Origin of the sequence: Mycolicibacter sp. MU0102 (assembly GCF_963378105.1) — a bacterium.
Lineage (GTDB): Bacteria > Actinomycetota > Actinomycetes > Mycobacteriales > Mycobacteriaceae > Mycobacterium > Mycobacterium holstebronense.
Genome location: NZ_OY726398.1, coordinates 3,749,056 through 3,774,351, shown reverse-complemented (window position 1 = coordinate 3,774,351; position 25,296 = coordinate 3,749,056). Strand labels below are relative to the sequence as shown.

Genomic DNA, 25,296 nt, shown 5'->3' with positions numbered 1-25,296 from the left:
CGTGCTCAGTACTGTGTGCAGCCCTGATCCACCGCAATCGCCGCGGCGGTGACCAGGTGCGAGTCGCCGCTGGCCAGCCAGCACACGGTGCCGGCGATGTCCTCCGGTTCGGCTACCCAGGTGGGCAGGAAGGGTGTGAGCATCTGCGACAGCTGGGGATTGGTCTCCATCGCCTGGCCCAGCGCGCTGACCATGTCGCCGGTGCCCATGTCGGTGTTGACCGGGCCGGGGTGCACGCTGTTGACCCGAATTGCGTGCTTGCCCAATTCGGCGGCGAACGCGCGGGCCATTCCGGTGACGGCGTGCTTGCTGGCCGTGTAGTGGACCATGAACGGCTGCATCTTGATCCCGGCGGCCGAACTGATCAAGATGATCGAGCCGCCGCGCTTCCCGGCGACGATGTGCGGGGCGCCGGCCATCACGGTGTTCCAGGTGCCGGTCACGTTGATGTCCATGACATCGCGAAAGTTCTCTGGGGAGATGGCATCCCAGGCCTGCGGGGCAGCAACACCGGCGTTGGCGACGATGATGTCGAGGCGCCCGAGTTTGGCGACCCCGTCGGCGACCGCCTCACGCAAGCCGTCGTAGTCGCGGGTGTCGACGATCGCGGACACCATGCGCTGCCCGGTGGCCTCGACCAGTCGGACTGTTTCGGCCAGATCTTCGGGACTTGCCGGGTTGTATGGCACGCAGTCGGGCAGTTTCCCGGCCACGTCCACCGCGATGATGTCTGCGCCCTCGCTCGCCATCCGTACCGCGTGGGCGCGTCCCTGTCCTCGTGCTGCGCCGGTGACGAATGCCACCTTGTCGGTCAGTCGGTCTGTCATATCCGTTCCCTCCGTTGTTGGTTCACGCCTGTGTATCGGCGTGATACTCAGCGGTCAACATGTCTCGTACGCGTCGTTTGTCCACTTTGCCGGTCGGTCCGTGCGGGATGGCATCGGGTCCGGCGACCATCAGCCATACCGCCGGCACCTTGAACGAGCTCAACCGATCGCGGCATCGATCGCGCAGTGCTTCGATGGTCAGCCCGTCGCCGGCCACCATCGCTCCCACTCGGTTGCGTTCCCCGTCGGTCACGTTGGTGACGACCGCGGCCGCAACACCGGCGATGCTGCGCAGGGCTTTCTCGACTTCGCTGGGGTAGACCGTGGCGCCACTGACCTTGAACATGTCGTCGGATCTACCGTGGTAGAAGAGGAACCCGTCGCGATCGAGGCGGCCCAGGTCGCCCGTGGGGTAGAAGCCGTCGACGGTAAAGACCTCCTCCCGAGTGCGACCGCAGATGCCGCGCAGTGTGTGCGGCCCACGTAGCTGGATCATTCCGACCGTATCGGGGGCCACCGGTACGCCGGTATCGGCGTTGACGATCCGAACCTCCATGCCGGCAAAGGGTTTACCGCAGCTTCCCCACGCCGAATGCGGCAGGTCGGTGTCGGCGGCATAGCCACAGTACGGCCCGAACGCTTCGGTCATCCCGAACAGATTGGCTCGTGCCCCGGGCTCGGCGCGCAATGCCGGCGGCAGCAGCGCCTCCAGGCTGCCGGGCCGTAGCGCCGAGAGGTCGGTGGCCCCGGCGTGGCGGGCCAGTGCTTCGGCCTGGTCCGGCCAGCCACGGAACAACGTGACCTGCTCGGATTCCAACAGGCGCAAAGTGGTCTCGGGCTTCGGGATCTCCTCGGTGATCAAGGTCGCCCCGGCCAGCAGTGCGGAGAGCACGCCGCCGCCGAAGCCGCCGACCCAGAAAAAGGGCATCGGCAGATACAGCCGGGTATCGGCGTCGATGCAGCGGGTGGCCAGGCCGGAGGCGACCGCTCCCAGCGCGCTGCCGTGCGAATGCAGCACCCCCTTGGGCGGGCCGCTGCTGCCGGAGGTGAACATGATCAGCATCGGGTCCGCGGGCGTCACGGTCGCGGTCAGGGCGTCGACGATTCGAGTGGGTCCGGCTTCGGCGACCGCGTCGGCCACCTGTTCTGCTGTCCAGATACGTTGCAGCGACGCAAGATCCTCGGGAAGGCCATCGAGGTAACGGCGGCCGCGAAACTCCTGGACGCTGATCAGGAACTGCACCGAGGCAACACGCAGCTGCGCGGCCAGTTCCGGTGGTGTCAGCAGCGTGCTCAGGGGGACCAGCACCGCCCCTATCCGGGTCACGGCGACCGCGATGCGGACCCAGTCGACACCGTTGGGCATGATCAGCCCCACCCGGCTGCCCTTGCCGATACCAGCCTGCACCAACACCGCGGCCAGCTCACGCGATGACACCTCGAGGTCTAAGTAGCTGAGCCGGTTGAGCGGGTCGATCACCGCCGGTTTGGCCGGATGTGCGCAGGCGCGCGAGCGCACCACGGTGTCGACAGTCAGAGCCTCAGGCATCGAGCACCTCCGCCAACCGTCGCAGATCGACTTTCCCACTGGACAGCAGCGGGATCTGCGCGGCGGGGACGTAGGTGATTCGGCGCGGGATCTTGTAGGCGGACAGCTCGGCGGCAAGCCGCGCGCGTAACTGTCCCTCGTCGACATCGGTGTCGCCGGCCACGATGATCGCGGCCACCAGCTGACCCCGGTCCGGGTCGGGCACGGCGAACACATGCGCGACGGCGCCGCCGGTGACCTTGGTGATGGCTCGCTCCACCTCGGCGGCAGACACATTGGCTCCCGCGGTCTTGATCACCCGGTCTTGTCGGCCCAGGTAGTAGAAGTAGCCGTCGTCGTCGGTGCGGACCAAATCGCCGGTGTGGAACCAGCCGTCGGCGTCGAAACATTCCTCCCGGCTGCGTTTGTAATAGCGCTGCATCAGGTAGGGGCCGCGCACCCACAGTTCGCCGGACTCGACCCGGCACTCAAAGCCGGGGGCCGGTATGCCGAAGCTTCCGCGTCGGTGTTCGGGCTGGTCGGTCTCGTCGCCGCTGAGCAGTACGACGCCGCCGGTCTCGGTCAGCCCGAGCATGTTGTGCCGCAGCTCGGGATCGGCCGGGCGGGCGCCTGGCGCCATGATCGGGTAGAGGTTGCCGCGGCGCAGCGTGGACACATCGCGTCCGGCGAAGCTCGGGTGCTGCGCAAGGGCGGCGATGCTGGCGACATATCCATTGGTCAGCGTGGGCTTCTCGGCTTCGAGCAGGTCCAGCGTGGCAGCGGGGTCGGCGGCGTTGGAACACAGCAGTGTCGATCCGGCCAGCATCGTGGCCAATAGCGCGAACGCGAACCCGCCGATCCAGAAGAACGGCGAATTGCAAAACAAGATGTCTTCGGCGGTGAGTCGCCGGATCGCGTTGAGATTGCGTTGGTGGCCTATCAGGGCGGCGTGGCTGTGCACGGTGCCCTTGGGTGTGCCGCTGGAGCCGGAGGTGTAGATGATCGCCAGCGAGTCGCCGCCGTCGACCCCGGATTCCAGGTCCTCCAAGTCGTCCAAGATGTCCACGTCGGTCGTGCCACCGTGTTCGGCGTCGAACAGCACATGGCGCAGCTGCGGCGCGTGGACGCTGAACAGCGTTGCTGCGCCATCGATATCGACGTCTCCGAGGACTTCGGTCAACCGCGCCCGGTAGTCGTGCGATCGGTAGGATTCGGCGGCCAGCAGGATCCGCACGTCGCTGTGCGCCAGCTGGTCGCGCAGCTCTGGAGCCGTTGACAGGGTGGGGAATGGGACCACCACCGCGCCGATCCGGACCGCGGCGAGCATGCCGACCACGAACGCTGGGCCGTTGGGATACAACAGCCCGATGTGGCTGCCTTTGCCGGCGCCCAGCGCAACGAGTCGGCGGGCCAACACCGCGGAGCGCTGCTCGGCGTCGGCGTAGCTGATCCGTTCGGTGTCGCAGATCAGCAGCGGGTGGGTGCCGCGGCTCCGCGCTTGGGTGCGCAGGATCTGCGGCAGGGTCTCAGCGAGCATGCTTGCTCGACATGCCGATCAGGTCCCGAACCGCGCCCAGGTCGGCCTTTCCTGACGGCGTCCGCGGGATGACGTCGACGATCGCGATCTCGGTCGGAATCTCATAGCCGGCCAGCCGGCCGCGCAGAAACTCGGTCAGCGTCCCGGCGTCGGCGAAGGCTCCAGAACGCAGCTCGACGGCCGCCACCGGCGTCTGTCCCAGACGCTCGTCGGCACGGCCCACGACTGCGGCACCTTTGACCGCCGGGTGTGCTTCCAGCGCGACCCGCACATCGTCGGGCAGCACCTTGAATCCGCCGCGGATGATGGCCTGATCCGCCCGGCCCAGGATCCACAGGAAGCCGTCGGCGTCGATACGGGCCAGATCGGTGGTGCGCATCCAGTCCGTAGCGGGCCCCAGCTGGCCGGGCTTGACCTCGAGCAGCCCGGGCTGATCGGCGCCGAGCGGCGCGCCGTCGTCGTCAACGACGCGCAGTTGCGCGCCGAGGCTCGCGCGTCCGACACTGCCGCGTTTTGCTTGCCAGTACTGCTGATAGTCGGCCAGGGTCCAGCCGGCGACACCGCCACCGAATTCGGTTGCGGCGTAGGAGGTGAGCACCGGTATGCCGAACTTGGCGGTGAACGCGTCGGCGTCGTCGGCGGACAGCGGCGCGGTCCCGGAGGTGACCGCCCGGATCCCGGCCAGATCCTCGCGGCTCAGGTCCGAATGCAGCACCGCGCGCAATGCGGCCGGCACCAACGAGACCGCGCGCGGCCGACAAGTTCGTACCGCTTCGACCCAGCGCTGCAGCTCGAATCGCTCCAGCAGCACAAAGGATCGTGCCTCGGCGATGCACTGCAACACCCGGTACACGCCTCCGATATGCACCAGCGGGGCGTTGACGATCGCGATGCCGCGGCGCAATTGGGTGGGTGCGGGGAGATGCTCGGGGTCGGGGCCGATCACGCTGTGCGCCAGCATGTCGTACCGCAGGTCGACGCGCTTGGGTGGTCCGGTCGTTCCGCTGGTCAGCATCCACACCGCCACGCCGGGGCGCCCCGGATCGAGGTTGGGCTCGCTGGCCGCGGTGATCTGTGGGTCTGCGGTGAGATCGGAGATCGTCACCAATGTGGTGCACGGTGTCGCGGTGACCAGGGCGGCCAGGTCATCGGCGTGCCCGATGATCACCGGCAGCTCCAGCGCAGTGATCTCGGAGCGGGTGCGGTCATCGCCGCGCGACGGGTTGATCACCACCACACAGCCCCCGGCGAGCAAGACCCCGAGTAAGGCGGCCACCTGCGGGGGGCGGTTGCGCAGCAGGATCCCAACTCGTCCACCAGGCGGTGTCAGTTCCGCGATGCGCTGCGCCAGGGCTCCGAGTTGCGACCAGGAGGACCACCGGCCGTCGTACTGCAATGCCGGTGCCTCTGGCGCCAGATCGAGCACGGCGGCGATGCGCCGGCTCAGCGGATGCGTCATCAGCGGATCCGCGGCGGTGCGGCGGGGCGCGGCGTTTGCGCGTCGAGTTCGGCCTTGCCCAGTGGGTTGCCCAGTCTGGTGTAGATCAGGCCCTGGTCCAGGGCGGCGCGGTAGGGCTTGTCCAGGGATTCCCAGATCGCCTTCACCGTGCCTTGGGTGGCCGAAGGCGGCTTGGCCGCAATGGTGGTGGCGATCTCGTGCGCTCGCGTCCAGAGGTGTTCGCGCGCAACGATTTCCGTCACCATGCCGATGCGCAACGCGGTGTCGGCGCTGACCCTCTCATCGTTGCCCATCAGCGCGATCCGCAGGGTTTCGCCCAACCCGATTCGGCGCATCAGCCCGACCGGCTCGAGTGCGCAGACCAGTCCGGCAGAGACGTGGGAGTCGAAGAACGTGGCCTCGTCCGAGCAGATCACCACGTCGGCCTCGTTGATGAAGTAGAACGCACCCGCGGTGCACATGCCCTGCACGGCACAGATGACCGGTTTGAACATCTTCTGCCACTTGGGGCTAAGCAATTCGCCGGGATCTTCGTGGTTCCAGACGTTGTCGGGCTGGCCGTAGGAGGACTTGATGTCCAGTCCGGCGCTGAATGCCCGGTCACCGGCGGCGCGCAGCACGACGGCGTTGACCTCCGTATCGAGTTTGACGATCCGCCATGCCGCGGCCATCTCCTCGCACATGGTGCGGTCGAACGCGTTGAGCCGGTCCGGCCGGTTCAACGTGATGGTCGCGACGTGTGCGGTGCGGTCGAAGTCGAGCAGGACCGTGGTGAACTCGCTGCTCATCGGCACTGCCATTCCGGTGCACGCTTCTCGACGAAGGCCCGCGGCCCCTCCAGTGAGTCCTGGGTGTGCAGGTTGCGTTCCCGGAACGATTCGGCGAGCATCTCCGCCTCGTGCAGCGGCAGATCCAGGCCCTTGAGGATCGCCAGCCGCGTTCCGCGTACCGCCAGCGGAGCGTTCGAGTTCAAGATGTCGGCGATCTCGTGGGCGCGAGTCAACAGTCGGTCGTGCTCCACCACCTCGCTGATCATGCCGAGGTCGTAGGCGCGTTGTGCGTCCATACGCTCGTGCTTGCCCATCATGGCCATCCGTAGCGCGACGGAGCGCGGCAGTACGCGGGCCAACCGCACCACTTCGCGACCGGCGACGAGGCCGATCGAGACGTGCGGGTCGAAGAACGTCGCACGGTCCGAGGCGATCACGATGTCGCAGGTGGTCACCCAGTCCAGTCCTGCGCCACAACAGATCCCGTTGATCGCCGCCAGCACCGGTTTGGCCATCGTCCGGAACGGGGGAGTGCCCTCCTGCGGAGCCTCCCATTGCTCGTAGGTCGACAGATAGGGCCGTTCGTTGATCACCTTGCCGTCGCCGGGGATCTCCTTCACGTCGGCGCCGGTGCAGAACGCCCGCCCGGTGCCGGTGACGATGACCACCCACACCGCCTCGTCGCTCTCGGCCTCGGCATAGGCGGTCCGCAGTTCGGTGACCATGTGCGGGCTCAGCGCGTTGAGCGCCTCGGGGCGGTTCAGCGTGATCGTGGCGGTGTGCCCGCGCACGTCGTAGTCGATGGTGTCGAACGTCGGCATTGCCGTCTCTTTCCTTCTCAGCGGCCGGTGAAGCCAGGTGGTCGCCGCTGCGCGAACGCGGCTAGGCCTTCTTTGAAATCCCCGGTACGGCAGCTGAGTTCAAGGCTGAACAGCTCCTGGTTCAGGGCTTGCGGCAACGTCGCATGCTGTGCGTGATGCAGTGCCTGTTTGGTCAGGCCGATCGCTACCGTGGGGCCCTGCGCCAAGGCGGCCAGCAGCTCTTCGGTGGCCGAGTCCAGGTCCGCCGGCGCCACTGCTTGGTGGATCAGTCCCCAATCCTGCGCGGATGCGCCGCTGACCTGTTCACCCAGCAGCAGCATGCGTCTGGCCCGAGCCAGTCCCACCAGCCGTGGCAGCAGCCAGGTCGATCCCGAGTCGGGGCTGAAGCCGCGCGCCACGAACGGTTCCCAGAACACCGCGTCGGTGGCGGCCACCGTGAAGTCGGCGGCCAGCGCCAGGTTGCAGCCCAGGCCCACCGCCCAACCCCGGACGCTGCACACGACGGGCAACTGGATGGTCTGCAGCAGTTCGATCGCCCGGTGCGCGGCGTGCGGGACGCGGCGCACCAGATCTCCGGTGCGGGGTCGCTGGCCGCCGGCATTGGTGGCCACCCAGTCGGCGCCGGCGCAGAAATCATCGCCGGCGCCCCGGATATGGATGGCGCGCAGCGTGTCGTCGCTTGCCGCCTCGGTCAGGGCCGTGACCAGTGCATCGGTCATCGACGAGCTCAGGCTATTCCGGCGTTCCGGGCGCGCCAGGGTCAGGCGGAGCAGCGTGCCGTCACGTTGCGCCGTCACTGCGCCTTCGGGGGCTGAGCCGGACCCGGAATCGGGGGAGTCGGCCACGGTGGTGTCCACCTTTCAACGCTATATCGTGATAGCTACAGTAGGCTATACGATTAGCGCGATTCGGCGGAGAAAGGCCTATGGCGGACGGTTCGGGGAACTTCGTGGTTTCGGCCGGCGATGCCGCCCGTTTCGGCGAGCTGCCGCTGGGGCAGACCGTCGCGGTTGCTGGTGCCATGCGCCGCCTGACCGGGCTGCTGCTCGCCTTGGAACACCCGCATCCGCTGGTGGACGACATGCTGGTGCAGTTCGCCGACTGGGAGCGGCAACTGGCTGCAGTGGCCCCGGTGGAGGCCATGCCCCGCCTGGAATCGGCTGATGGCTCGGTCGGTCGGGTCTACCTGGCGCACGCATTCGACGTCGGATCGTTCAACCCGTGCTTCCCGGAGTATCGATTCGACCACCTCGATGGCGATACCGCCTCGGGCACAGTCACCTTCCCACTGCCCTACGAAGGGCCCCCGGGGTTGGTGCACGGCGGCTTTCTCGGGGTGTTCTTCGATTGCGTGACTCAGCATCAGAGCTGCGCGGCGGGCTCGGCCGGGCGTACCCGCTCACTGCTGGTCACTTACCGGCGCCCGACGCCGATCCTCACCGAGCTGGACTTCAACATCGTGCGAACCGAGGTGGAGCGGGGTATCGCTTCCACTGCGCGGCTTCTGCATCGCGGCGAGCTGCTGTGTACCGGCGAGGTCACCACGGCGGCGGCGCCGCCGAACAAATTGAGTGCCATTCGATTCGGCCGCAGACAAGATGAGGGGTCCCACCGATGAGCGCAGCCCAGACCGCCGACGATCGCGTGCTCTTCGATGTCGATCCCGACGGGCGCATCGCGACCATCACGCTGAACAACCCGGGCCGGCGCAATTCCTACGATGCGGCCATGCGCGACGCGGTCGCCCGCTGCCTGGACCGGGTCGCCGAGGACGACGATCTGGTCGTGGTGTTGCTGCGGGGCGCCGAAGGAGTGTTCAGCACCGGGGCCGACATGAACAACGCCTACGGCTGGTACGGCGGGCGCGGGGAGACCGCGCAGCCGGCGGACAAGGGCAGGCCCAGCCAGCGACGCCGACTTACCGTGGACCGCAAATCTTTCGGCTTCTATCACAATCTGATGGGCTTCCCGAAGGTCACAGTGGGTGAGATCAGTGGGTATGCGCTCGGCGGCGGTTTCGAGATGGCGCTGATGACCGACATCTCGGTGGTCGCGCGTGACACCAAGATCGGCATGCCCGCGACGCGGTTTCTGGGCCCGGCGCTGGGCAGTCTGCACATGTTCTTTCACCGCCTCGGACCCGTGCTGGCGCGGCGGCTGTTGTTGACCGGGGACATCATCGAGGCCGCGTCGGTCGAACATCTGGGGGTGTTCACCGAGACCTGCGATCCGGCGGCGGTGACCGCGCGGGCCCGGTACTGGGCGTGCAAGGCCGCGAAGATGCCCGCCGACGGGGTCGTCATCGCCAAGGAGGCGTTTCGGCTCGTCGAGCAGAGCCAGGCGTATCAGGGCGAAGAGGTGGCCAGCTATCTGTTTCACGCCTATGGCACCAACCTGCAGTTCGCGCCGGGGGAGTTCAACTTCGTCAAGACCCGGGCGCAGCACGGAACCAAGGAGGCGTTCCGGCTGCGTGACGAGCACTTCCACGTCCCGGAGCCGTGAATTGCCGGTACGCGATCAGCGCTGACGCGGGCTTAGGTGTGCTTGCGCAGGATCGGGATGCGCTGGCGTACGCGACTGAGCGTGGCCGGGATTTTGGATGCGGAGAACAGGGTGCGTAGCGCCCAGCTGTCGTCGCGGGGCAGCACGCCACCGCGCTGCAGGCCGTCCAGGATGTCGTAGAGGGTTTCGCCCTCCTCCATGAGTCCGTCGGCGTTGAAGTGGTACCGATCGACGGCCGGAGCCTGGATGAAACGGCCGTCGCCGTAGATGACGGGGGCCGTTTCATCGTAGGGATGCAGCCTCAGCCCGCCGCTCCAGTGGCCACTGCCGATGTAGCGGATCATGGTACGGACTTTGCCCTCTGGTGTGACGTCGATATAGACCTGGTCGGGCAGCGGGTCATAACGCCAGTCCGGGATCGCTTCGAAGAACGCGAAGTTGTAGGTGACGAAGTCATCAATACCGACGATGGTTCGACCGAAGGTAGTGACGTCGGTGTAGGTGACGTCGGGAGCGTACAACTCGTTGTTGATGTCCATGTCGCGGACCAAAAAGCTCCACCAGTATTTCTTCGCCCAGGTCATAACCCAGGACAGGTCCGTGTTGAAGTGTGTGCTGTAGTGGTCCAGCTTGCGGTCGAAGTCGACGAACCACTGTTTGGTCATCGCCTGGAGTTCGGGTTCCTGGATGACCCGAATGGGAACCGCCCGGTTTGAGTGAAGAAACTCCGGGACGTGGCCCTGCAAGCGGGGCTGGGCTAGGGCTTCTTGAAATTTTGCTTCATCGAACATTGCGGTCTCCTTTGATCACGATGTCTGTGGATCACGGTGCAGGACAAAGAAACAGGGCTTGGACATGCCGGGATAATCCATCAACCCCAGTACGGTGCTTTCGTCAACCAACCGGAACACGTCGACCACGGGCTTATCGCGGTAGGCCATCGCGGCCGTGGTAACTCCACGAAAAGTTGTGGTTGTCAGATCCGCTCCGTAGGTGCGCGCCCGCAGGATCGGCTTGAGTGCAGTTACCAGTCGCGGTGCGAGTCTCGGTATCCAGCGTGGCGCCGGGATCGGGTGCGAGATCAACCGCATCGGCACCGCCGACGGCTTCAATGCAAAGGGGTGTCCGGCCCTGTCGCGGACCATCAGCGGATGCACCGCGTGAATTCCGTCGAATTGTTTGCCGTACCACGACACGTTGGCCAATGCGCCGTCTAACGGACCTCCGGTCAGCACCTCCCGCCCTGCCCAGCGACCTCGAAGTGTCGCTACCGGGCAGGATGCGAGCGAGTCGAACAATGCCAACGCTTCGGCCTCAGTCATTGCAATCGGCCCGGTGCCCGCCGGCAGAGGGCTGGGGTCGGTCATGCAAATGCCTGGAACGCTGCGGGGCTTGCTCGGGGGTGACAGTGTCCGCCGCGCCGCGGTGAGCGTGGCGGTGTCTGCAGCGCCGAGGTACCAGCGCAAGACGAGCGACCGGATTCCCGGCAAGCTCAAGAGTGCGAACAGCGGAAGGGACGCCGCATATAGCGCGTAGAGCATCGGATCTGCGACGGCGGGCAGCCCGTTCAGGCGACGCGACGGGCGTGGTAATGCCGCGCATGCGACGGCGGCTGAGGCCATCAGCCCAATGTCGCCAGCTGTCTTCGGCACATCACGCCACCCTCTAGGAACAACCAGTGCGGCAGCAGCTTTGAACTGAGCGCTGCGGAAGCGACGACGAAGCTTGAACTTGGCGGCGATCGACCGGTAGTAGGCGTCCACCTGGGTTGCGGTCATCGGCACGTCGGCGGCGGGTACACCCATCATGATCGCCAGCGTTGACATCTCAGCGAAGTACCGGTCACGATCGGCCACACTCAAGCGCCGCGGGAGCCGCCCCTGGCGAAACGCGAACCGCTCGTATGCCGTCAGCGCGGCGTGGGAGATCGTGACCGCGCCGAACAACATGGTCTCCGGCGACGTCGCCGAATACGCGGGGGCGTCTTCGGTGGGCTGGCCGGTCATCGGCCGGTGGTAGTGCATCAAGCGGTCGGCGCACGCGACGGCGGACTGCTTGTCCGCAAAGAGAATCGGCAAAGGAACGCTCAACGTTCGGCGGAGCCGGTCATGGAAATAGCCATCTTTACGCGCGCTACCAAGCCCCCGCTGACGTTTGCGATTGGTCGGGAACAGTGGGTCGTGATCGACAAGAACCGACTGGAAGTCGATGTGCGGTACTTCCAGCAGATTGGTGATCTGCGCGATCATCAGGGCTGTGGCCGGGGCGGTAAAAACCTGCCACGCCAACGAATCCGGCCCAAAGAAGCCCTCGGGTCCCAGCTCTGCCACCGGGTAATCCGGTAAGCCACTAACCGACATGGGACACGAGTGTGTCCCATGGGTTGACGCCTGTCAACTACTTAGGCGGCCGGCGGCCCAGGAACAGGATTGCCATCATTGAGTCCGTGCAGTAGTCGACCAACTCCGACCGGCTGAATGCGGCCGTTCCCGAGAGCCATTCGATGAATATTGCCGCCAGCCCACCGGAGATCAGGGCCGTCTCAAGCGGATGGGCTGCCGACGTGCCACCCGGTTCGGCCATTTCCCGTGCGGCGAGCAGGAAGGCCGGCAGGGCCGGCGCCGCATGTCGTCGCAGAGCCTCATTCGCCAGTGCCTCCTGGAAGATCAACCGGCCATATGCCGGGTTCTCCTCCAAGAAGGCCGTGGCCGCGTCGAAACCGACGCGCAGTTGTTCGCGAATATCCGTGCCACTGGCATTGATGGCTGATCCGACCTCGGCGAGCAACTGTTGTACGGCCTGTTGATATGCCGCTAGCAATAAGGCGTCGGTGTCGGGGAACAAGTCGTAGAAGTAGCGGTGACTGACGTTGGCCACCCGGCAGACGGCCCGGACGCCTAGTCCGGACGCGCCGTCGCGCCCCAGGACCTCCACGCAGGCGTCTATCAGCCGTTGCCGTCGATCGTCGGCGCGCTCGGCCGACGAAGTGCCCCGCCATTGATTCGCGCTGTCCGGCGTCATGGCGGGCAGGCTACCGCGTCATCTGGGTGCCGGACCGCCCGCAAACTTCGTGAAGGCCGACGCCGAACGCTGCGGGCGCGATCACGTACTTTACAAAAACGGCGAATAATGTAAGGTCGGAAAAATGCCTACACCTGTCATCGTCGGCGCCGTTCGTACGGCCATCGGACGTTCGTTCAAGGGAACACTGGTCAACACGCCCCCCGAGACGCTGATCACCACGGTGCTGCCCGAGGTGGTGCGCCGGTCCGGCGTCGAGCCGACCGAGATCGACGACATCATTTTCGCTGAATCCCACTACGGTGGCGGCGATCTCGCCCGCTACGCGGCTGCTGCGTGCGGCATGGAGTCGGTACCCGGCCAGTCGGTCAACCGGCATTGCGCCGGCAGTCTGACCGCAATCGGCAACGCATCGGCGCAGATCGGTTCCGGGATGGAGCGGGTGCTGATCGCCGGCGGCGTGCAGTCGCTGTCGATGACGCCGCTGACGAACTGGCGCATCCCTGGTCCCGAGCTGAAGTTCGAGGAGCGCTGGATGCCTCCGACGCACCCGGAGACCCCGGATGCGCCCACCCGCGACATGTCGATCACCGTGGGGTGGAACACCGCGCAGGCGGCGGGCATCACCCGCGAAGAGATGGACGCCTGGGCCGCGCGGTCGCATCAGCGGGCGATCGCTGCGATCGACGCCGGCAAGTTCGTCGACGAGATCATCCCGCTGAAGGTCGAGCTCCCCGACGGATCGGTAGTTGAATTCAAGGTCGACGAGTTCCCCCGCCGCGACACCACAGCCGAGAAGCTGGCGGGCCTGAAGGTGCTGCACCCCGAGATCGAGGGATTCTCGATCACCGCCGGCAACAGCAGCGGCACCAACGACGCCGCGGCCGCGGTCGCGATCGTCGACTCCGACTACGCCCGCGACAAGGGCCTGACCGTCATGGGCACCGTCAAAGCCTGGGGCTCGGTCGGTGTCGCACCGCGTGACACCGGGCTCGGCGGCGTCAAGGTGATCGGCAAGGTGCTCCAGCGGGCCGGGCTGTCCGTCGGCGACGTCGCGCTGTGGGAGATCAACGAGGCGTTCGCCTCGGTGCCGATCGCGGCGTGCAAGGAATACGGCATCGACGAAGAGCTGGTGAACTTCTCCGGCAGCGGCTGCAGCCTCGGCCACCCGATCGCCGCATCCGGTGCCCGGATGGTGACCACGCTGCTCTACGAACTGAAGCGGCGTGGCGGTGGCATCGGTGTGGCCGCCATGTGCGCCGGCGGCGGCCAGGGCGGCGCGGTGGTGATCGAGGTCTAGCTAGCGCTTGGCCGAAGCCGGCGTGGCGCGACGCCGCGCCGGCTTGGCGTTCTGCTCGATCAGCCGCTCGGCGTGATCGAGAATGCAGTTGAGCCCGTAGTCAAAGTTGGCGTCATCTGCTGCGCCGATTCGATGCCCTTGCCTGGTGGTCTCTGCCAGCAGCGGGGTCACGGCCGGGTCGATGACGAGGGCCTCCTCGAAATCGGACGGCCCCTCGGCATCCGATGCCCGGTTCTTCTCATAGAGCCGCTGCAGCACCACCGACCCGCGGATGTGCACCGAGACCGTCGAATAGGTGTCGAAAGCATCCTGCGGCGACAAGCCGGCCTCCACCAGGCTGGCGATCGCCCGCTCCACTTCCTGGACGCCGAGCTGCGCGGCCCGCGGGCTCAGTGCGGCCCGAATCAGGATGAGATCACACAAGATCGGATTGCCCAGGAACGTCGACCGCATGCTGTGTGCGTGATTGCTCAGCGTCTGACGCCAGTCCTTGGCCTCCACGTATGGGGTGGCGAACGTGTACTGGCGTAGGGCCCGGGTGGTCATCGCATTGAGGAGGTCATCCTTTTTGCGGAAGTACCAGTAGATGCTCGTCACGCCGACGCCGAGATGCTTACCGAGCAACGGCATGCTCAGGTTGTCGACCCCGATCTGTTCGGCGAGCTCGAACGCGCCGTCGATGATGTCATCGGGGTTGATCGATCCGCGTTCGCGCCGTTGCCGTTTCTCGGCGACTGGCTGCTTTGCCACTGCGGGTACCTCCAGTTCTGGTCGACACGGCCGGATTCTTCGCCGTTAAACCTACCTGTGCCGCTCGCTCGCGCGGGGTAATGAGCTTCTCTTACCGTAAAGCCTATGGTAAGCATTTTGATATACCTTGTCACAACGCCTGAAGGGTGAGCCGTGTCAGAAGCGGTACTGCGCGAGCGTCGCGGACGGATTCTTATCATCACGATCAACCGGCCGGAAGCGCGCAACGCGGCCAACAAGGCGGTCGCCGAGGGGTTGGCTGCGGCCTGCGACGAATTGGACGACACTCCCGAACTGTCGGTCGGGGTGCTGACCGGGGCCGGCGGCAATTTCTGTGCGGGAATGGATCTCAAGGCGTTCGCGGCCGGGGAGTTGGCGTATGTGCCGGGGCGTGGGCTCGGCTTCACCGAGCGCCCGCCGCGCAAACCGCTCATCTCCGCGGTTGAAGGACACGCGGTGGCCGGTGGCACCGAGCTGGTGCTGGCCACCGACCTGGTGGTGGCCGCCCAGGGCGCGAAATTCGGTATCCCCGAGGTCAAGCGGGGGCTGGTGGCCGCCGGCGGTGGCCTGTTGCGGTTGCCGCACCGCATTCCGTATCAGAAGGCGCTCGAATTGGCTTTGACCGGTGAGAGTTTCACCGCCGAACAGGGCGCCCAGTGGGGCTTCGTCAACGTGCTCACCGAGCCGGGCGAAGCGCTGGACGGGGCCACCGCGCTGGCCGAACGGATCACCGCCAATGGCCCGCTGGCCGTCGCGGTGACCAAGGAGATCATGGTGAAGTCCGCCGGCTGGAGTCAGGACGAGATCTGGCAGAAGCAGGGTGAGCTGATCGCGCCGGTGTTCACCTCCCATGACGCCAAGGAGGGTGCCATCGCGTTCGCCGAGAAGCGCGCCCCGAACTGGACCGGCGCCTGACACTGGTCTGCGGCCGTGGATCTGGGTTTGCGCAACGCGCGCGCCGTCGTCGTCGGTGGTGGCCGGGGGATGGGACTGGCCACCGCTCGTTGTCTGGCCGACGACGGGGCCCGGGTGGCGGTCATGGCGCGCTCGGCTGCCGACCTGGACCGCGCGTGTGACGACCTGAGGGGACGCGGCAGTCCGGAGGCGATCGGCATAGTCGCCGACGCCTGCGATGAGCACCGGGTCCAGCGGGCCTTCGCCGACCTCGGTGAGCGCTGGGGCGGCGAGCTCAACATTCTGATCAACGCGGCCGGCCCCGACGTGCAGGGCACCTTCGAAGATCTCACCGATGAGCAGTGGCGCCGGGCGATCGACCAGGGCGCGATGGGGATGGTGCATACCGTGCAGGCGGCGCTGCCGTTGCTGCGCAAGGCCGAATGGGCTCGAATCGTCAATTTCTCGGCGCAGTCGACGCAGCGCCAAAGCACAGTCCTGGTTGCCTACACCGCGGCCAAGGCGATGGTCAACAGCATCTCGAAGAACCTGGCGCTGCTCCTGGCGCCCGAGGAGATTCTGGTCAACGTGGTCTCGCCCGGAAGCGTCGCCTCCGAGGCGCTGGTCGGCTGGGCTCGCTCGGTCGGGGTGGACGGGGAGGACCCCTACCGGCTGATGGAGGCCATCGCCGAGCATTTCGGCCACCCGGCGCAGCTGCCACGGGCGGGCCTGCCGGACGAAGTGGGCGCGGTCGCAGCCTTTCTGGCCTCCCGTCGCAACGCCTACATGACCGGCGCCAACGTCAACGTTGACGGCGGCTCGGATTTCACCTGATCGGCTGACCCGAATTTGCTCCTGACCTGCGTGCATAGTGGCTTGAGGCAGGAACCTCGGAGGTTGCGGAATGCGCTACCGAAAGGTATACAGTAAGAACTATCCGGTTGCTTCGAGGCGGAGGTTGCGGGGTCGATGACCGCGGTGCTCTACGACGTGCATGACGGCGTCGGGCTGATCACCTTCAACCGTCCGGAGCGGCTCAATTCCTGGGGCCCCGATATCGCCGCCGGTTTCTACGCCGCCATCGATGGTGCCGAGGCGGATCCCGCGGTGCGGGCGATCGTGGTGACCGGTAGTGGCCGGGGATTCTGCGCCGGTGCGGATCTGGGTGGCGGCACTCAAACGGGTCCCGACGCCGTCGACGCATCCGGCACCGACGTGTCCCAACTGGTCGGGGACCGCCCCCCGCATTTCCTGACCGAGTTGCGCAAACCCGTGATCGCGGCCATCAACGGCTCCTGCGTCGGAATCGGGCTGACCCATGCGCTGATGTGCGACGTGCGGTTCGCCGCGGCCGGTGCCAAATTCGCCACCGCCTTCACCCGTCGCGGCCTGGTCGCCGAGCACGGAATCACGTGGATACTGCCGCGACTGGCCGGCATGGGCCCGGCGATGGATCTGCTGTTGTCCGGGCGCACTTTCCTCGCCGAGGAAGCCCGCGAACTCGGCGTGGTCAACTACGTCGTCGAACCCGAAGAAATGCTGGAGCGTGCGACGGCCTACGCGCGTGACATCGCCGCACACTGCTCACCGGCGTCGCTGGCGGTGATCAAAGGCCAGGTCTACCGCGACGCACTAGACGACGTCGCCGCGGTCAGTGCACGTGCCGAAACCCTGATGTACGAATCGCTGGCGCGCCCCGACCTCATCGAGGGCATCACGAGCTTCTTCGAGAAACGCCCGCCGAACTTCCCGCCCCTCACCCAGAAAGGTTGAGCGCATGACTACCGCACCTGAACGGCTCCCGTACTTGGCCGTCGACGTCGACAACCACTACTACGAGCCGCTGGACGCGTTCACTCGGCACCTGCCCAAGGAATTCCGCAGCCGCGGTGTCCAGATGGTGCAGGACGGCAATCGCACCCTGGCGGTATTCGGCGGGGTCGTCAACCATTTCATCCCGAACCCGAACTTCGACCCGATCATCGAACCCGGCTGCCTGGATCTGCTGTTCCGCGGCGAGATTCCCGAAGGCGTGGAGCCGGCGTCGTTGATGAAGCTCGACCGGCTCTCCGAGCATCCCGAATACCAGAACCGCGACGCCCGCGTGCAGGTGCTCGACCGGCAGCGGCTGGAGACGGTGTTCATGCTGCCGACTTTCGCCTGTGGTGTGGAGGAGGGGCTCAAGCACGACATCCCCGCCACCATCGCGTCGGTGCACGCGTTCAACCTGTGGCTCGACGAGGACTGGGGCTTCGACCGTCCCGACGGCCGCGTGATATCCGCACCGATCATCTCGTTAGCCGACCCCGAAAAAGCAGTAGAGGAAGTCGAATTCGTGATCAGCCGCGGAGCCAAGCTGGTGTGTGTGCGCCCGGCGCCGGTGCCCGGCGAGGTTCGGGCCCGGTCCCTCGGTGACCCCGTGCACGACCCGGTGTGGGCGCGCCTCGCCGAGGCGGGCGTCGCAGTCGTCTTCCACCTGTCCGACTCCGGCTACATGGCGATCCCGGCGTTGTGGGGCGGCAGTGGCGTGTTCAAGGGATTCGGTAAACGCGACCCGCTGGACATGGTGATCATGGACGATCGCGCGATCCACGACACCATCGCCTCGATGATCGTGCATCAGGTGTTCACCCGTCACCCCAAGCTCAAGGTGGTCAGCATCGAGAACGGCTCCTACTTCGTCTACCGGCTGATCAAGCGGTTGAAGAAGTCCGCCAACAACGCGCCGTACCACTACAAGGAAGATCCGATCGAGCAGCTGCGCAACAACGTCTGGATTGCCCCCTACTACGAGGACGACGTGAAGCTGCTGGCCGACACCATCGGCGTCGACAAGATCCTGTTCGGTTCGGACTGGCCGCACGGTGAGGGCCTGGCCGACCCGACGACCTTCACCGCCGACATCCCGCAGTTCCCCGAGTTCAGCGTGGAAGATACCCGAATGGTAATGCGGGACAACGCATTGACTCTGCTGGGTGATCCGAACCGCTGCGCACCGGGCGTCGCCCACCTGACAGCTTCGGTCTGACGGTGGGCGAATGGACTCTCGGCGCGGTCCTCGACGCGATCGCCGAGGCCGTGCCCGACCGGGCCATGACGATCTGCGGGGACCGAAGTAGCACCTTCGCGCAATCCGCCGAGCGCAGCCGTCGACTGGCCAACTTCCTGACCGGTCGCGGTCTCGGCGTCCAGCGTGAGCGTTCGGAGTTGCGCAACTGGGAGTGCGGCCAAGACCGCGTCGCGCTGCTCATGCACAACGACCTGTACCCCGACATGGTGATCGGCTGCCTCAAGGCCCGCACGGTCCCGGTCAACGTCAACCACTACTACACCCCGGCCGAGGCCGGTGAGCTCCTCGACTATCTGCGTCCCCGAGCGGTGATCTACCACTCCAGCCTCGAGACGAAATTCGTTGACACGCTCCGCGAATCCGGCGCCGAGCTGCTGATCCGGATCGACGACAGCATCGCCGACGGACCCGGGCTCGACGCGGTATCGCTGGACGATGCCCTGGCGCAGGGCGATACCGATCAGGCGGTGACGCCGTCCCCGGACGATCTGCTGATGATCTGCACCGGGGGAACCACCGGGCGCCCGAAGGGCGTGCTGTGGCGACAAAGCGATATCTACGTGTCGTCGATGGTCGGTGACGACCACGCCTGCGCGGCGGAGATCCACCAGAAGGTGCAGTACGCCGGTGCGCCCTGGTTCGCGTTGTCACCGCTGATGCACGCCGCCGGACTGTGGACCGCATTCTCGGCGATTTTGAGCGGCCAGACAGTGATCCTCAACGACACCCGCACCAGATTCGATCCCCGTTCGGTGCTGGATATCGCAGCGCGGGAGAAGGTCGGATTGATGACCATGGTGGGCGACGCCTACGCCGCGCCACTGGTCGCCGAACTGCGCCGGGGTCCCTATGACCTGTCTTCCTTGCACTCGATCGGAACCGGCGGTGCCGCAACCAATCCGAAGTACCAGGCGGCGCTGCTGGAACTGCTCCCGCAGATCACCCTGATCAACGGCTACGGCTCCTCGGAGACCGGCAATCTGGGCTTCGGGCGAAGCCAGCGCGACGCGCGGCGTGACACCTTCGATCTGCGGACCGGGGGGTCGGTGGTGTCGCAGGACCGCACCCGGTTCCTGGAACCCGGTGATCCCGAGGTGGGTTGGGTGGTGCGGACCGGCCGGATCCCGCTCGGATACTTCGACGACGCCGACGCGACGCAGCGCACCTTCGGTGAGATCGACGGTCAGCGGATGGTGATCTCCGGCGACCGCGCCAGCATCGAGAAGGACGGAACGCTGCGGCTGTTCGGTCGCGACTCCCTGGTGGTCAACACCGGCGGGGAGAAGGTGTTCGTCGAGGAGGTCGAGGACGTGCTGCGCGCTCACCCGGCGGTGGCCGACGCGCTCGTGGTGGGCCGTGCGAGCGAGCGCTGGGGCGAAGAGCTGGTCGCGCTGGTTGTACCGCAACCGGATTCGGGTGTGGTCGAGGAGCAGTTGGACGCACACTGCCGATTGGTGCTGGCGGGCTTCAAAGTGCCCAAGGCGTACGTCATGGTGGCGCAGGTGCGCCGGCTGGGCAATGGCAAGGCCGACTATCGCTGGGCCAAACGACAGGTGAATGAGGTGGCTACGGCATGACGGGCATGAGCGAGCAGTCACAAGTAATCGATTGTCTGGCAAACGTGCACTTCGGCGAGAACGAGCAGCCGTCCTGGATGGTCAGAACTCGCGATGACTACTTCAAGGGACCCGAGTCGATGTTCGCGCCGGTCGACATGTCGGCGCTGCTCGACGAGATGGACACCCACGGCGTGACCAAGGCCGTCTTGATGGACAACCTGGTCAAACCATCGGTGACCGCGCGAAAGTTCGTGGAAGCCCGGCCAGATCGGTTCGCGCTGGCAATGGGCGGCATGAACCTGCTGCGTCCGGTGCCCGCGCTTCGGGAATTGAGTGCCGTCGCGGGCGACCTGCCGGTGGTCTACGCCGTTGTGGGGCCGAGCTTCTGGGGCGATGGCCAGTATCCGCCCAGTGACGCGGTCTACTATCCGCTCTACGCCAAGTGCGCCGAGCTGGATCTGCCGCTGTGCGTCAACACCGGAATTCCGGGGCCGCCGATCCCCGGTGAGGTGCAGCACCCGATCCACCTGGACCGGGTCTGTGTGCGATTTCCCGAATTGCGACTGTGCATGATCCACGGCGCCGACCCCTGGTGGGACGTGGCGATCCGCCTGCTCATCAAGTACCGCAACCTGCGGCTGATGACCTCGGCCTGGTCGCCGAAACGACTGCCGGAAAGCCTGCTGCACTTCATGCGCACCCGGGGCGCCGGCAAGGTCATCTTCGCCTCGGACTGGCCGGTGCTGCGGATGGACCGGGTAGTGCCCGAGGCGCGCGCTCTGGACCTACCACCCGACGTGCTCGACAAGTACCTCTACCGCAATGCCGCCGACTTCTTCTTCGCCGAACGCGGCGCCGTACCCGAACAGGAGAGCTGAGATGGATCGTTTCGAACTGCGCAGGCTGGACTACAGCCTGACCGAGGACCACGTCGCGTTGCAGGCTGCCTACAAACAGTTCTTCACCACGCATAGCCCGATCGAAACAGTACGTGCCGCAGAGGAATCCGGGTTCGACAAGAACCTGTGGGAGCGGCTATGTGCGATGGGCGCCACCACCATGGCGCTGCCGGAATCGGTCGGTGGCGACGGAGCCACGCTGGTGGACCTTGCGCTGGTCGCCGAGGAGATCGGTCGCTCCCTGGCGCCGGTTCCCTGGATCGACCAAGTCTGCGCCGCGCGCCTGTTGGGCCGCCTCGGTGGGTTATCGCCGGACGCCGACGCCACCGCCGACATCGTGAGCGGGAATCGACTGATTGCGTTCGACCCGCACCAGGAGGCCACCGCCGGCCCGCGGCTGCTGCCGACGGGTTCGATCGCCGACACGATCATCGTCCGTGACGGGGATGCGGTGGTGCGCCTGGCGTTCGCAGCCCGGCCGGTTCGCGTCGACAACATCGGCCGGTTGCCGATGGCATGGGTCGACCCGGCCGAAGCCGACGCGGCGACCGTGCTGGCCAGCGGGCCTCAGGCGCTGGCGGAATATCAGCGGGCGCTGGATGAATGGCGACTACTGACCGCCTCAGCGCTGGTCGGGATGGTGGAGCAGACCATGACCATCGCCGCGGAGTTCGCCAAGACCCGATACACCCTGGGTGTGCCGATCGGCACCCTGCAGGCGATCTCGCACCCACTGGCGAATATGGCGATCACGGTCGCCTCCGGACGTAACCTGGCCTACCGCGCCGGATGGTTCATGGACAACGAGCCCGATGAGCGGCCGGAGCTGGCGGCCTCGGCCTTCGTCTTCATGGCAGAGGAAGCCGCCAAGGCCGCCACCATGGCGGTCCACATCCAGGGGGGTCTGGGCGTGTCAGCCGAAGCCGCGGCCACCGCGTACCTGGTCCGGGCCCGCGGCTGGCCCCTGGCCGGGGGCGATCCCGGAGTCACTGCCTGCCGCATAGGGGAGCTCGTCGCCGTTCGTGAAACCGCCGCCCGCGAAACCGCCGCCCACGCAGCCGAATAGGACACCAACGATCATGGACTTCTCACAACCACAGCTGACCGACGATGACTTGGCTTTCCGCGACGAGGTACGCGCATTCCTGGCCACTCACGTGACTGAGGACGTCAAGCGCCGCGACCGCGAGACCGGGGACAACTTCGACGAGGTCGTTCACCTGGCGCTGGGCGCCGCGGGTTACCTGGAGGCGGAGTGGAAAACCGAGGCCGACGGCGGCCTACCCCGCGTGCGCCGACGTATCTGGGAACTGGAGAAGCGCCGCGCCCACGTGCCCTGGGTCACCTGGGGAACCACGGCGATGGTGGCCCGGTCGGTCGCCTCCTTCGGCTCGCCCGAGCTGCGTGAGGAGATTCTGCCCGGGGTCTTCAGCGGCCACATCCGACTCTGCTTGGGCTACACCGAGCCCGAAGGCGGCTCCGACGTCGCAACCTGCAAGACCCGCGCGGTGCGCGACGGCGACAACTGGATCATTAACGGCTCCAAGATGTTCACCACCGGCGCCCACAACTGCCAGTACGTCTTCCTGATCACCAACACCGATCCAGAGGCGCGGAAACACAAGAGCCTCACCATGTTCCTGGTTCCGTTGAACACTCCGGGCATCGAGATCCAGGGCCTCCGCACCGTCGACGGCGACCGCACCAACATCGTCTACTACAGCGACGTGCGCGTCGACGACAAGTACCGCCTTGGCGAGGTCAACGGCGGATGGACCGTGCTGCGTGAGCCGCTCAACGTCGAACACGGCGCTGTGGACGCCAATCCCGATGGATTGCAGGATGTCTCGATCATGATGCACCAGGCGAACTTCATGGCCGTCGCTGTCGACAAGGCGGGCGAGGTGGCCGGGCGGTCGGGGAGCATCGCGGATCGTTCGGTGGCCTACCGGCTCGGGCGCGCCGCGGCGCGGGTGGAGGCGTCGCTGTCGGCGCCATCCATTTTCGGACGGGTGGCACTGGCGCAGGCGATGCGCGATGTCTCGCCGGACCTGATGGACCTGCTCGGAAGTGCGTCGGCGCTGCCGATCGACACCGACGGTGCCATCGACGGCGGGGCGAGCGACTACGTCTTCCGGTTCGCTCCGCTGGTCGGCATCTACGGCGGGACTCTCGAAGTGTTCCGCAACATGATCGCCCAATACGTACTGGGCCTGGGCAAGCCGAACTATTCGCCCCCGGTGGTTAAGACGTCGTAGTCATGATTCGGCGGTGGTAGCTCGAGGGAGCCTCGCCGGCAAAGCGGGTGAACGCCCGGGTGAACGCGCTCAAGCTGTCGAAGCCGATAGCCGTTGCGGTCTGCTGGACCCCCTGGTCGGGGGCGGCCAGCAGCGCCATCGCCTGCAGCATTCGGGCGTGTAGCAGGTAGGTGCGCCAGGACATGCCGATCACCGCTTCGAACTGACGGCGCAGGGTGCGCTCGGAGACGGCGACGGCGTGGGCGACCTCCGCCGCGGTCACCGACGCCAGGTGTTCCTTGGTGTAGACCATGGCCGCGCCGACGATCGGGTGATCCGAGGTGGGCAGGCTCAGCGGCGCCTCGTGGTCCAATGCGGCAGAGACCAGGTGCCCCAGGGTGCGGAAGAAGTCATCGGAGACCACGTCGCCGTCGGCCCGTTCGATTGGCCAGCGCAGCGAATGCAGCATCATCTCCCGGATTAGCGGCGAAACGGTCAGGATGCGGGCCCGGTCGCCGGCGTGGGCGACCAGCTCAGGGTCGAACATCACCGCCACGGTGCGCACCTCGGCGCGCATGACGGCCTGATGCTCCAGGCCGGCCGGGATCCAGGCCGCCTGCTGCGGTGGCAACAGATAGTGCGCCGCGGCGGTCTCGACTTCGACCACGCCACCGACGGCGTACTCGATCTGGTGCAAGTCATGGGAATGCCAGCCGGTGACCAGTTGCCGTCCCTCGTAGAGGTAGCTGCCGGCCCGCGCGCGGCCGCCACGGCGCAGATCGATGTTGGCCGGTTCTGCAAAATCTATGGCCGAACGCGCGGAGACGGTCACGATTTTCCAGGGTACTAGTAGAGCCATGAACATCGACGACTTGATCCTGGTCAGCATCGACGACCACGTGGTGGAGCCGCCCGACATGTTCCTCAACCATGTCCCGGCCAAGTACAAGACGGAGGCACCGATCGTCGTCACCGACGAAAAAGGCGTCGACCAGTGGATGTATCAGGGCCGCCCGCAAGGCGTCAGCGGGCTCAATGCGGTGGTGTCATGGCCCGCCGAGGAGTGGGGCCGCGACCCCGCCGGTTTCGCCGAGATGCGTCCCGGGGTCTACGACGTGCATGAGCGGGTGCGCGACATGAGCCGCAACGGCATCCTCGCCTCGATGTGCTTCCCGACCTTCACCGGGTTCTCCGCGCGGCACCTCAACATGACGCGCGAGGACGTCACCTTGGTGATGGTGTCGGCCTACAACGACTGGCACATCGATGAGTGGGCCGGCTCCTATCCGGGCCGCTTCATCCCGATCGCGATCCTGCCGACCTGGAATCCCGAGGCGATGTGCGCCGAGATCCGCCGGGTGGCGGCCAAGGGCTGCCGGGCGGTCACCATGCCCGAACTGCCACACCTGGAGGGACTGCCCAGCTACCACGACGACGAGTACTGGGGCCCGGTGTTCCGCACGCTGTCGGAGACCGGCGTGGTGATGTGCCTGCACATCGGCACCGGCTTCGGCGCGATCAGCATGGCCCCCAACGCCCCGATCGATAACCTGATCATCCTGGCCACCCAGATCTCGGCGATGTGCGCCCAGGACCTGCTGTGGGGTCCGGCGATGCGCAACTACCCGGACCTGAAATTCGCGTTCTCCGAGGGCGGTATCGGTTGGATCCCGTTCTATCTGGACCGCAGCGACCGGCACTACACCAACCAGAAGTGGCTGCGCCGCGACTTCGGCGACAAGCTGCCGTCCGAAGTGTTCCGCGAGCATTCGCTGGCCTGTTATGTCACCGACAAGACGTCGCTGAAGCTGCGGCACGAGATCGGTATCGACATCATCGCCTGGGAGTGCGACTACCCGCACTCGGACTGCTTCTGGCCGGATGCCCCCGAGCAGGTGCTCGCCGAGCTGGAGGCCGCCGGCGCCGACGACTCCGACATCAACAAGATCACCTGGGAGAACTCCTGCCGGTTCTTCGGCTGGGATCCGTTCGCGCACACGCCGCGTGCGCAGGCGACGGTAGGCGCGCTGCGGGCGACGGCCACCGACGTGGACGTCTCCATCCGGCCGCGGGCCGAATGGGCGCAGCGGTACGCGCAGAAGCAGTTGGCGCAGGCCTGACG

24 protein-coding genes are annotated in these 25,296 nt (G+C 66.4%); 12 read left to right on the top strand and 12 right to left on the bottom strand.

Annotated features, from left to right (window positions below):
• Positions 1-5: 5 nt before the first annotated feature.
• Genes RCP37_RS17810 through RCP37_RS17780 form a run of 7 tightly spaced genes read right to left on the bottom strand, consistent with a single transcriptional unit; the run spans position 6 to position 7,799 of the window.
• A complete protein-coding gene (locus RCP37_RS17810; protein ID WP_308484313.1) occupies positions 6-827 on the bottom strand; it encodes a mycofactocin-coupled SDR family oxidoreductase in 822 nt (273 codons plus the stop codon).
• 22 nt (positions 828-849) lie between these two features.
• Complete coding sequence (locus RCP37_RS17805) at positions 850-2,376, bottom strand: class I adenylate-forming enzyme family protein (RefSeq protein ID WP_308484312.1); 1,527 nt, start codon at positions 2,374-2,376, stop codon at positions 850-852.
• Positions 2,369-3,892 carry a class I adenylate-forming enzyme family protein gene (locus RCP37_RS17800; RefSeq protein WP_308484311.1) on the bottom strand — a complete coding sequence of 508 codons (1,524 nt, stop codon included), beginning with the start codon at positions 3,890-3,892 and terminating at the stop codon, positions 2,369-2,371. Before RCP37_RS17800 ends, RCP37_RS17805 begins: the two co-directional genes overlap by 8 nt.
• Positions 3,882-5,351 carry a class I adenylate-forming enzyme family protein gene (locus RCP37_RS17795; RefSeq protein WP_308484310.1) on the bottom strand — a complete coding sequence of 490 codons (1,470 nt, stop codon included), beginning with the start codon at positions 5,349-5,351 and terminating at the stop codon, positions 3,882-3,884. Before RCP37_RS17795 ends, RCP37_RS17800 begins: the two co-directional genes overlap by 11 nt.
• On the bottom strand, positions 5,351-6,139 hold the full coding sequence (locus RCP37_RS17790; RefSeq protein WP_308484309.1) for an enoyl-CoA hydratase/isomerase family protein: 789 nt from the start codon (positions 6,137-6,139) through the stop codon (positions 5,351-5,353). Before RCP37_RS17790 ends, RCP37_RS17795 begins: the two co-directional genes overlap by 1 nt.
• A complete protein-coding gene (locus tag RCP37_RS17785) occupies positions 6,136-6,942 on the bottom strand; it encodes an enoyl-CoA hydratase/isomerase family protein (RefSeq protein ID WP_308484308.1) in 807 nt (268 codons plus the stop codon). The genes RCP37_RS17790 and RCP37_RS17785 overlap by 4 nt, the downstream gene beginning before the upstream one ends.
• 17 nt (positions 6,943-6,959) lie before the next feature.
• Positions 6,960-7,799 carry an enoyl-CoA hydratase/isomerase family protein gene (locus tag RCP37_RS17780; protein WP_308484307.1) on the bottom strand — a complete coding sequence of 280 codons (840 nt, stop codon included), beginning with the start codon at positions 7,797-7,799 and terminating at the stop codon, positions 6,960-6,962.
• Between the two features lie 68 nt (positions 7,800-7,867).
• On the opposite strand from RCP37_RS17780, the gene RCP37_RS17775 reads away from it, so the two are divergent.
• Both RCP37_RS17775 and RCP37_RS17770 read left to right on the top strand, forming a co-directional pair.
• Positions 7,868-8,560, top strand: a complete 693-nt coding sequence (locus RCP37_RS17775; RefSeq protein WP_308484306.1) for a hotdog family protein — start codon at positions 7,868-7,870, stop codon at positions 8,558-8,560.
• Positions 8,557-9,444 carry an enoyl-CoA hydratase/isomerase family protein gene (locus tag RCP37_RS17770; protein ID WP_308484305.1) on the top strand — a complete coding sequence of 296 codons (888 nt, stop codon included), beginning with the start codon at positions 8,557-8,559 and terminating at the stop codon, positions 9,442-9,444. Before RCP37_RS17775 ends, RCP37_RS17770 begins: the two co-directional genes overlap by 4 nt.
• 32 nt (positions 9,445-9,476) lie before the next feature.
• Here the strand turns inward: RCP37_RS17770 and RCP37_RS17765 are convergent, their stop codons facing one another.
• The 3 genes from RCP37_RS17765 to RCP37_RS17755 form a co-directional block, all read right to left on the bottom strand.
• Positions 9,477-10,235: a nuclear transport factor 2 family protein gene (locus RCP37_RS17765; protein ID WP_308484304.1), complete on the bottom strand. Its 759-nt coding sequence runs from the start codon at positions 10,233-10,235 to the stop codon at positions 9,477-9,479.
• A 15-nt stretch (positions 10,236-10,250) separates the two neighbouring features.
• Positions 10,251-11,774 (bottom strand): oxygenase MpaB family protein, encoded by a 1,524-nt coding sequence (locus tag RCP37_RS17760; RefSeq protein WP_308484303.1) that lies wholly within the window; start codon positions 11,772-11,774, stop codon positions 10,251-10,253.
• 67 nt (positions 11,775-11,841) lie between these two features.
• Positions 11,842-12,465 (bottom strand): TetR/AcrR family transcriptional regulator, encoded by a 624-nt coding sequence (locus RCP37_RS17755; RefSeq protein WP_308484302.1) that lies wholly within the window; start codon positions 12,463-12,465, stop codon positions 11,842-11,844.
• A 124-nt stretch (positions 12,466-12,589) separates the two neighbouring features.
• On the opposite strand from RCP37_RS17755, the gene RCP37_RS17750 reads away from it, so the two are divergent.
• A complete protein-coding gene (locus RCP37_RS17750) occupies positions 12,590-13,765 on the top strand; it encodes a thiolase family protein (protein ID WP_308484301.1) in 1,176 nt (391 codons plus the stop codon).
• On the opposite strand, the gene RCP37_RS17745 is transcribed toward RCP37_RS17750, so the two are convergent.
• Positions 13,766-14,515, bottom strand: a complete 750-nt coding sequence (locus RCP37_RS17745; RefSeq protein WP_308484300.1) for a TetR/AcrR family transcriptional regulator — start codon at positions 14,513-14,515, stop codon at positions 13,766-13,768.
• Positions 14,516-14,668: 153 nt separating this feature from the next.
• Between RCP37_RS17745 and RCP37_RS17740 the strand changes: the two genes are divergently transcribed.
• The 8 genes from RCP37_RS17740 (at position 14,669) to RCP37_RS17705 (ending at position 23,195) form a co-directional block, all read left to right on the top strand.
• Positions 14,669-15,430 carry a crotonase/enoyl-CoA hydratase family protein gene (locus RCP37_RS17740; protein WP_308484299.1) on the top strand — a complete coding sequence of 254 codons (762 nt, stop codon included), beginning with the start codon at positions 14,669-14,671 and terminating at the stop codon, positions 15,428-15,430.
• Between the two features lie 15 nt (positions 15,431-15,445).
• Positions 15,446-16,243, top strand: coding sequence for an SDR family NAD(P)-dependent oxidoreductase (locus RCP37_RS17735; RefSeq protein ID WP_308484298.1), 798 nt, complete (start codon positions 15,446-15,448; stop codon positions 16,241-16,243).
• Positions 16,244-16,378: 135 nt separating this feature from the next.
• Positions 16,379-17,182, top strand: coding sequence for an enoyl-CoA hydratase (locus RCP37_RS17730; protein WP_308484297.1), 804 nt, complete (start codon positions 16,379-16,381; stop codon positions 17,180-17,182).
• 4 nt (positions 17,183-17,186) lie between these two features.
• The gene (locus tag RCP37_RS17725) at positions 17,187-18,437 is read left to right on the top strand and encodes an amidohydrolase family protein (RefSeq protein ID WP_308484296.1); all 1,251 of its coding nucleotides are present in this window, start codon (positions 17,187-17,189) and stop codon (positions 18,435-18,437) included.
• Positions 18,438-18,439: 2 nt separating this feature from the next.
• On the top strand, positions 18,440-20,056 hold the full coding sequence (locus RCP37_RS17720; RefSeq protein ID WP_308484295.1) for an acyl-CoA synthetase: 1,617 nt from the start codon (positions 18,440-18,442) through the stop codon (positions 20,054-20,056).
• A 5-nt stretch (positions 20,057-20,061) separates the two neighbouring features.
• Positions 20,062-20,916 (top strand): amidohydrolase family protein, encoded by an 855-nt coding sequence (locus tag RCP37_RS17715; RefSeq protein ID WP_308487138.1) that lies wholly within the window; start codon positions 20,062-20,064, stop codon positions 20,914-20,916.
• Between the two features lies 1 nt (position 20,917).
• The gene (locus RCP37_RS17710) at positions 20,918-22,003 is read left to right on the top strand and encodes an acyl-CoA dehydrogenase family protein (RefSeq protein WP_308484294.1); all 1,086 of its coding nucleotides are present in this window, start codon (positions 20,918-20,920) and stop codon (positions 22,001-22,003) included.
• A 13-nt stretch (positions 22,004-22,016) separates the two neighbouring features.
• Positions 22,017-23,195 carry an acyl-CoA dehydrogenase family protein gene (locus RCP37_RS17705; protein WP_308484293.1) on the top strand — a complete coding sequence of 393 codons (1,179 nt, stop codon included), beginning with the start codon at positions 22,017-22,019 and terminating at the stop codon, positions 23,193-23,195.
• On the opposite strand, the gene RCP37_RS17700 is transcribed toward RCP37_RS17705, so the two are convergent.
• On the bottom strand, positions 23,182-24,006 hold the full coding sequence (locus RCP37_RS17700) for an AraC family transcriptional regulator (protein WP_308484292.1): 825 nt from the start codon (positions 24,004-24,006) through the stop codon (positions 23,182-23,184). The genes RCP37_RS17705 and RCP37_RS17700 overlap by 14 nt on opposite strands.
• 25 nt (positions 24,007-24,031) lie before the next feature.
• On the opposite strand from RCP37_RS17700, the gene RCP37_RS17695 reads away from it, so the two are divergent.
• Positions 24,032-25,294, top strand: coding sequence for an amidohydrolase family protein (locus RCP37_RS17695; protein WP_308484291.1), 1,263 nt, complete (start codon positions 24,032-24,034; stop codon positions 25,292-25,294).
• Positions 25,295-25,296 lie beyond the last annotated feature (2 nt).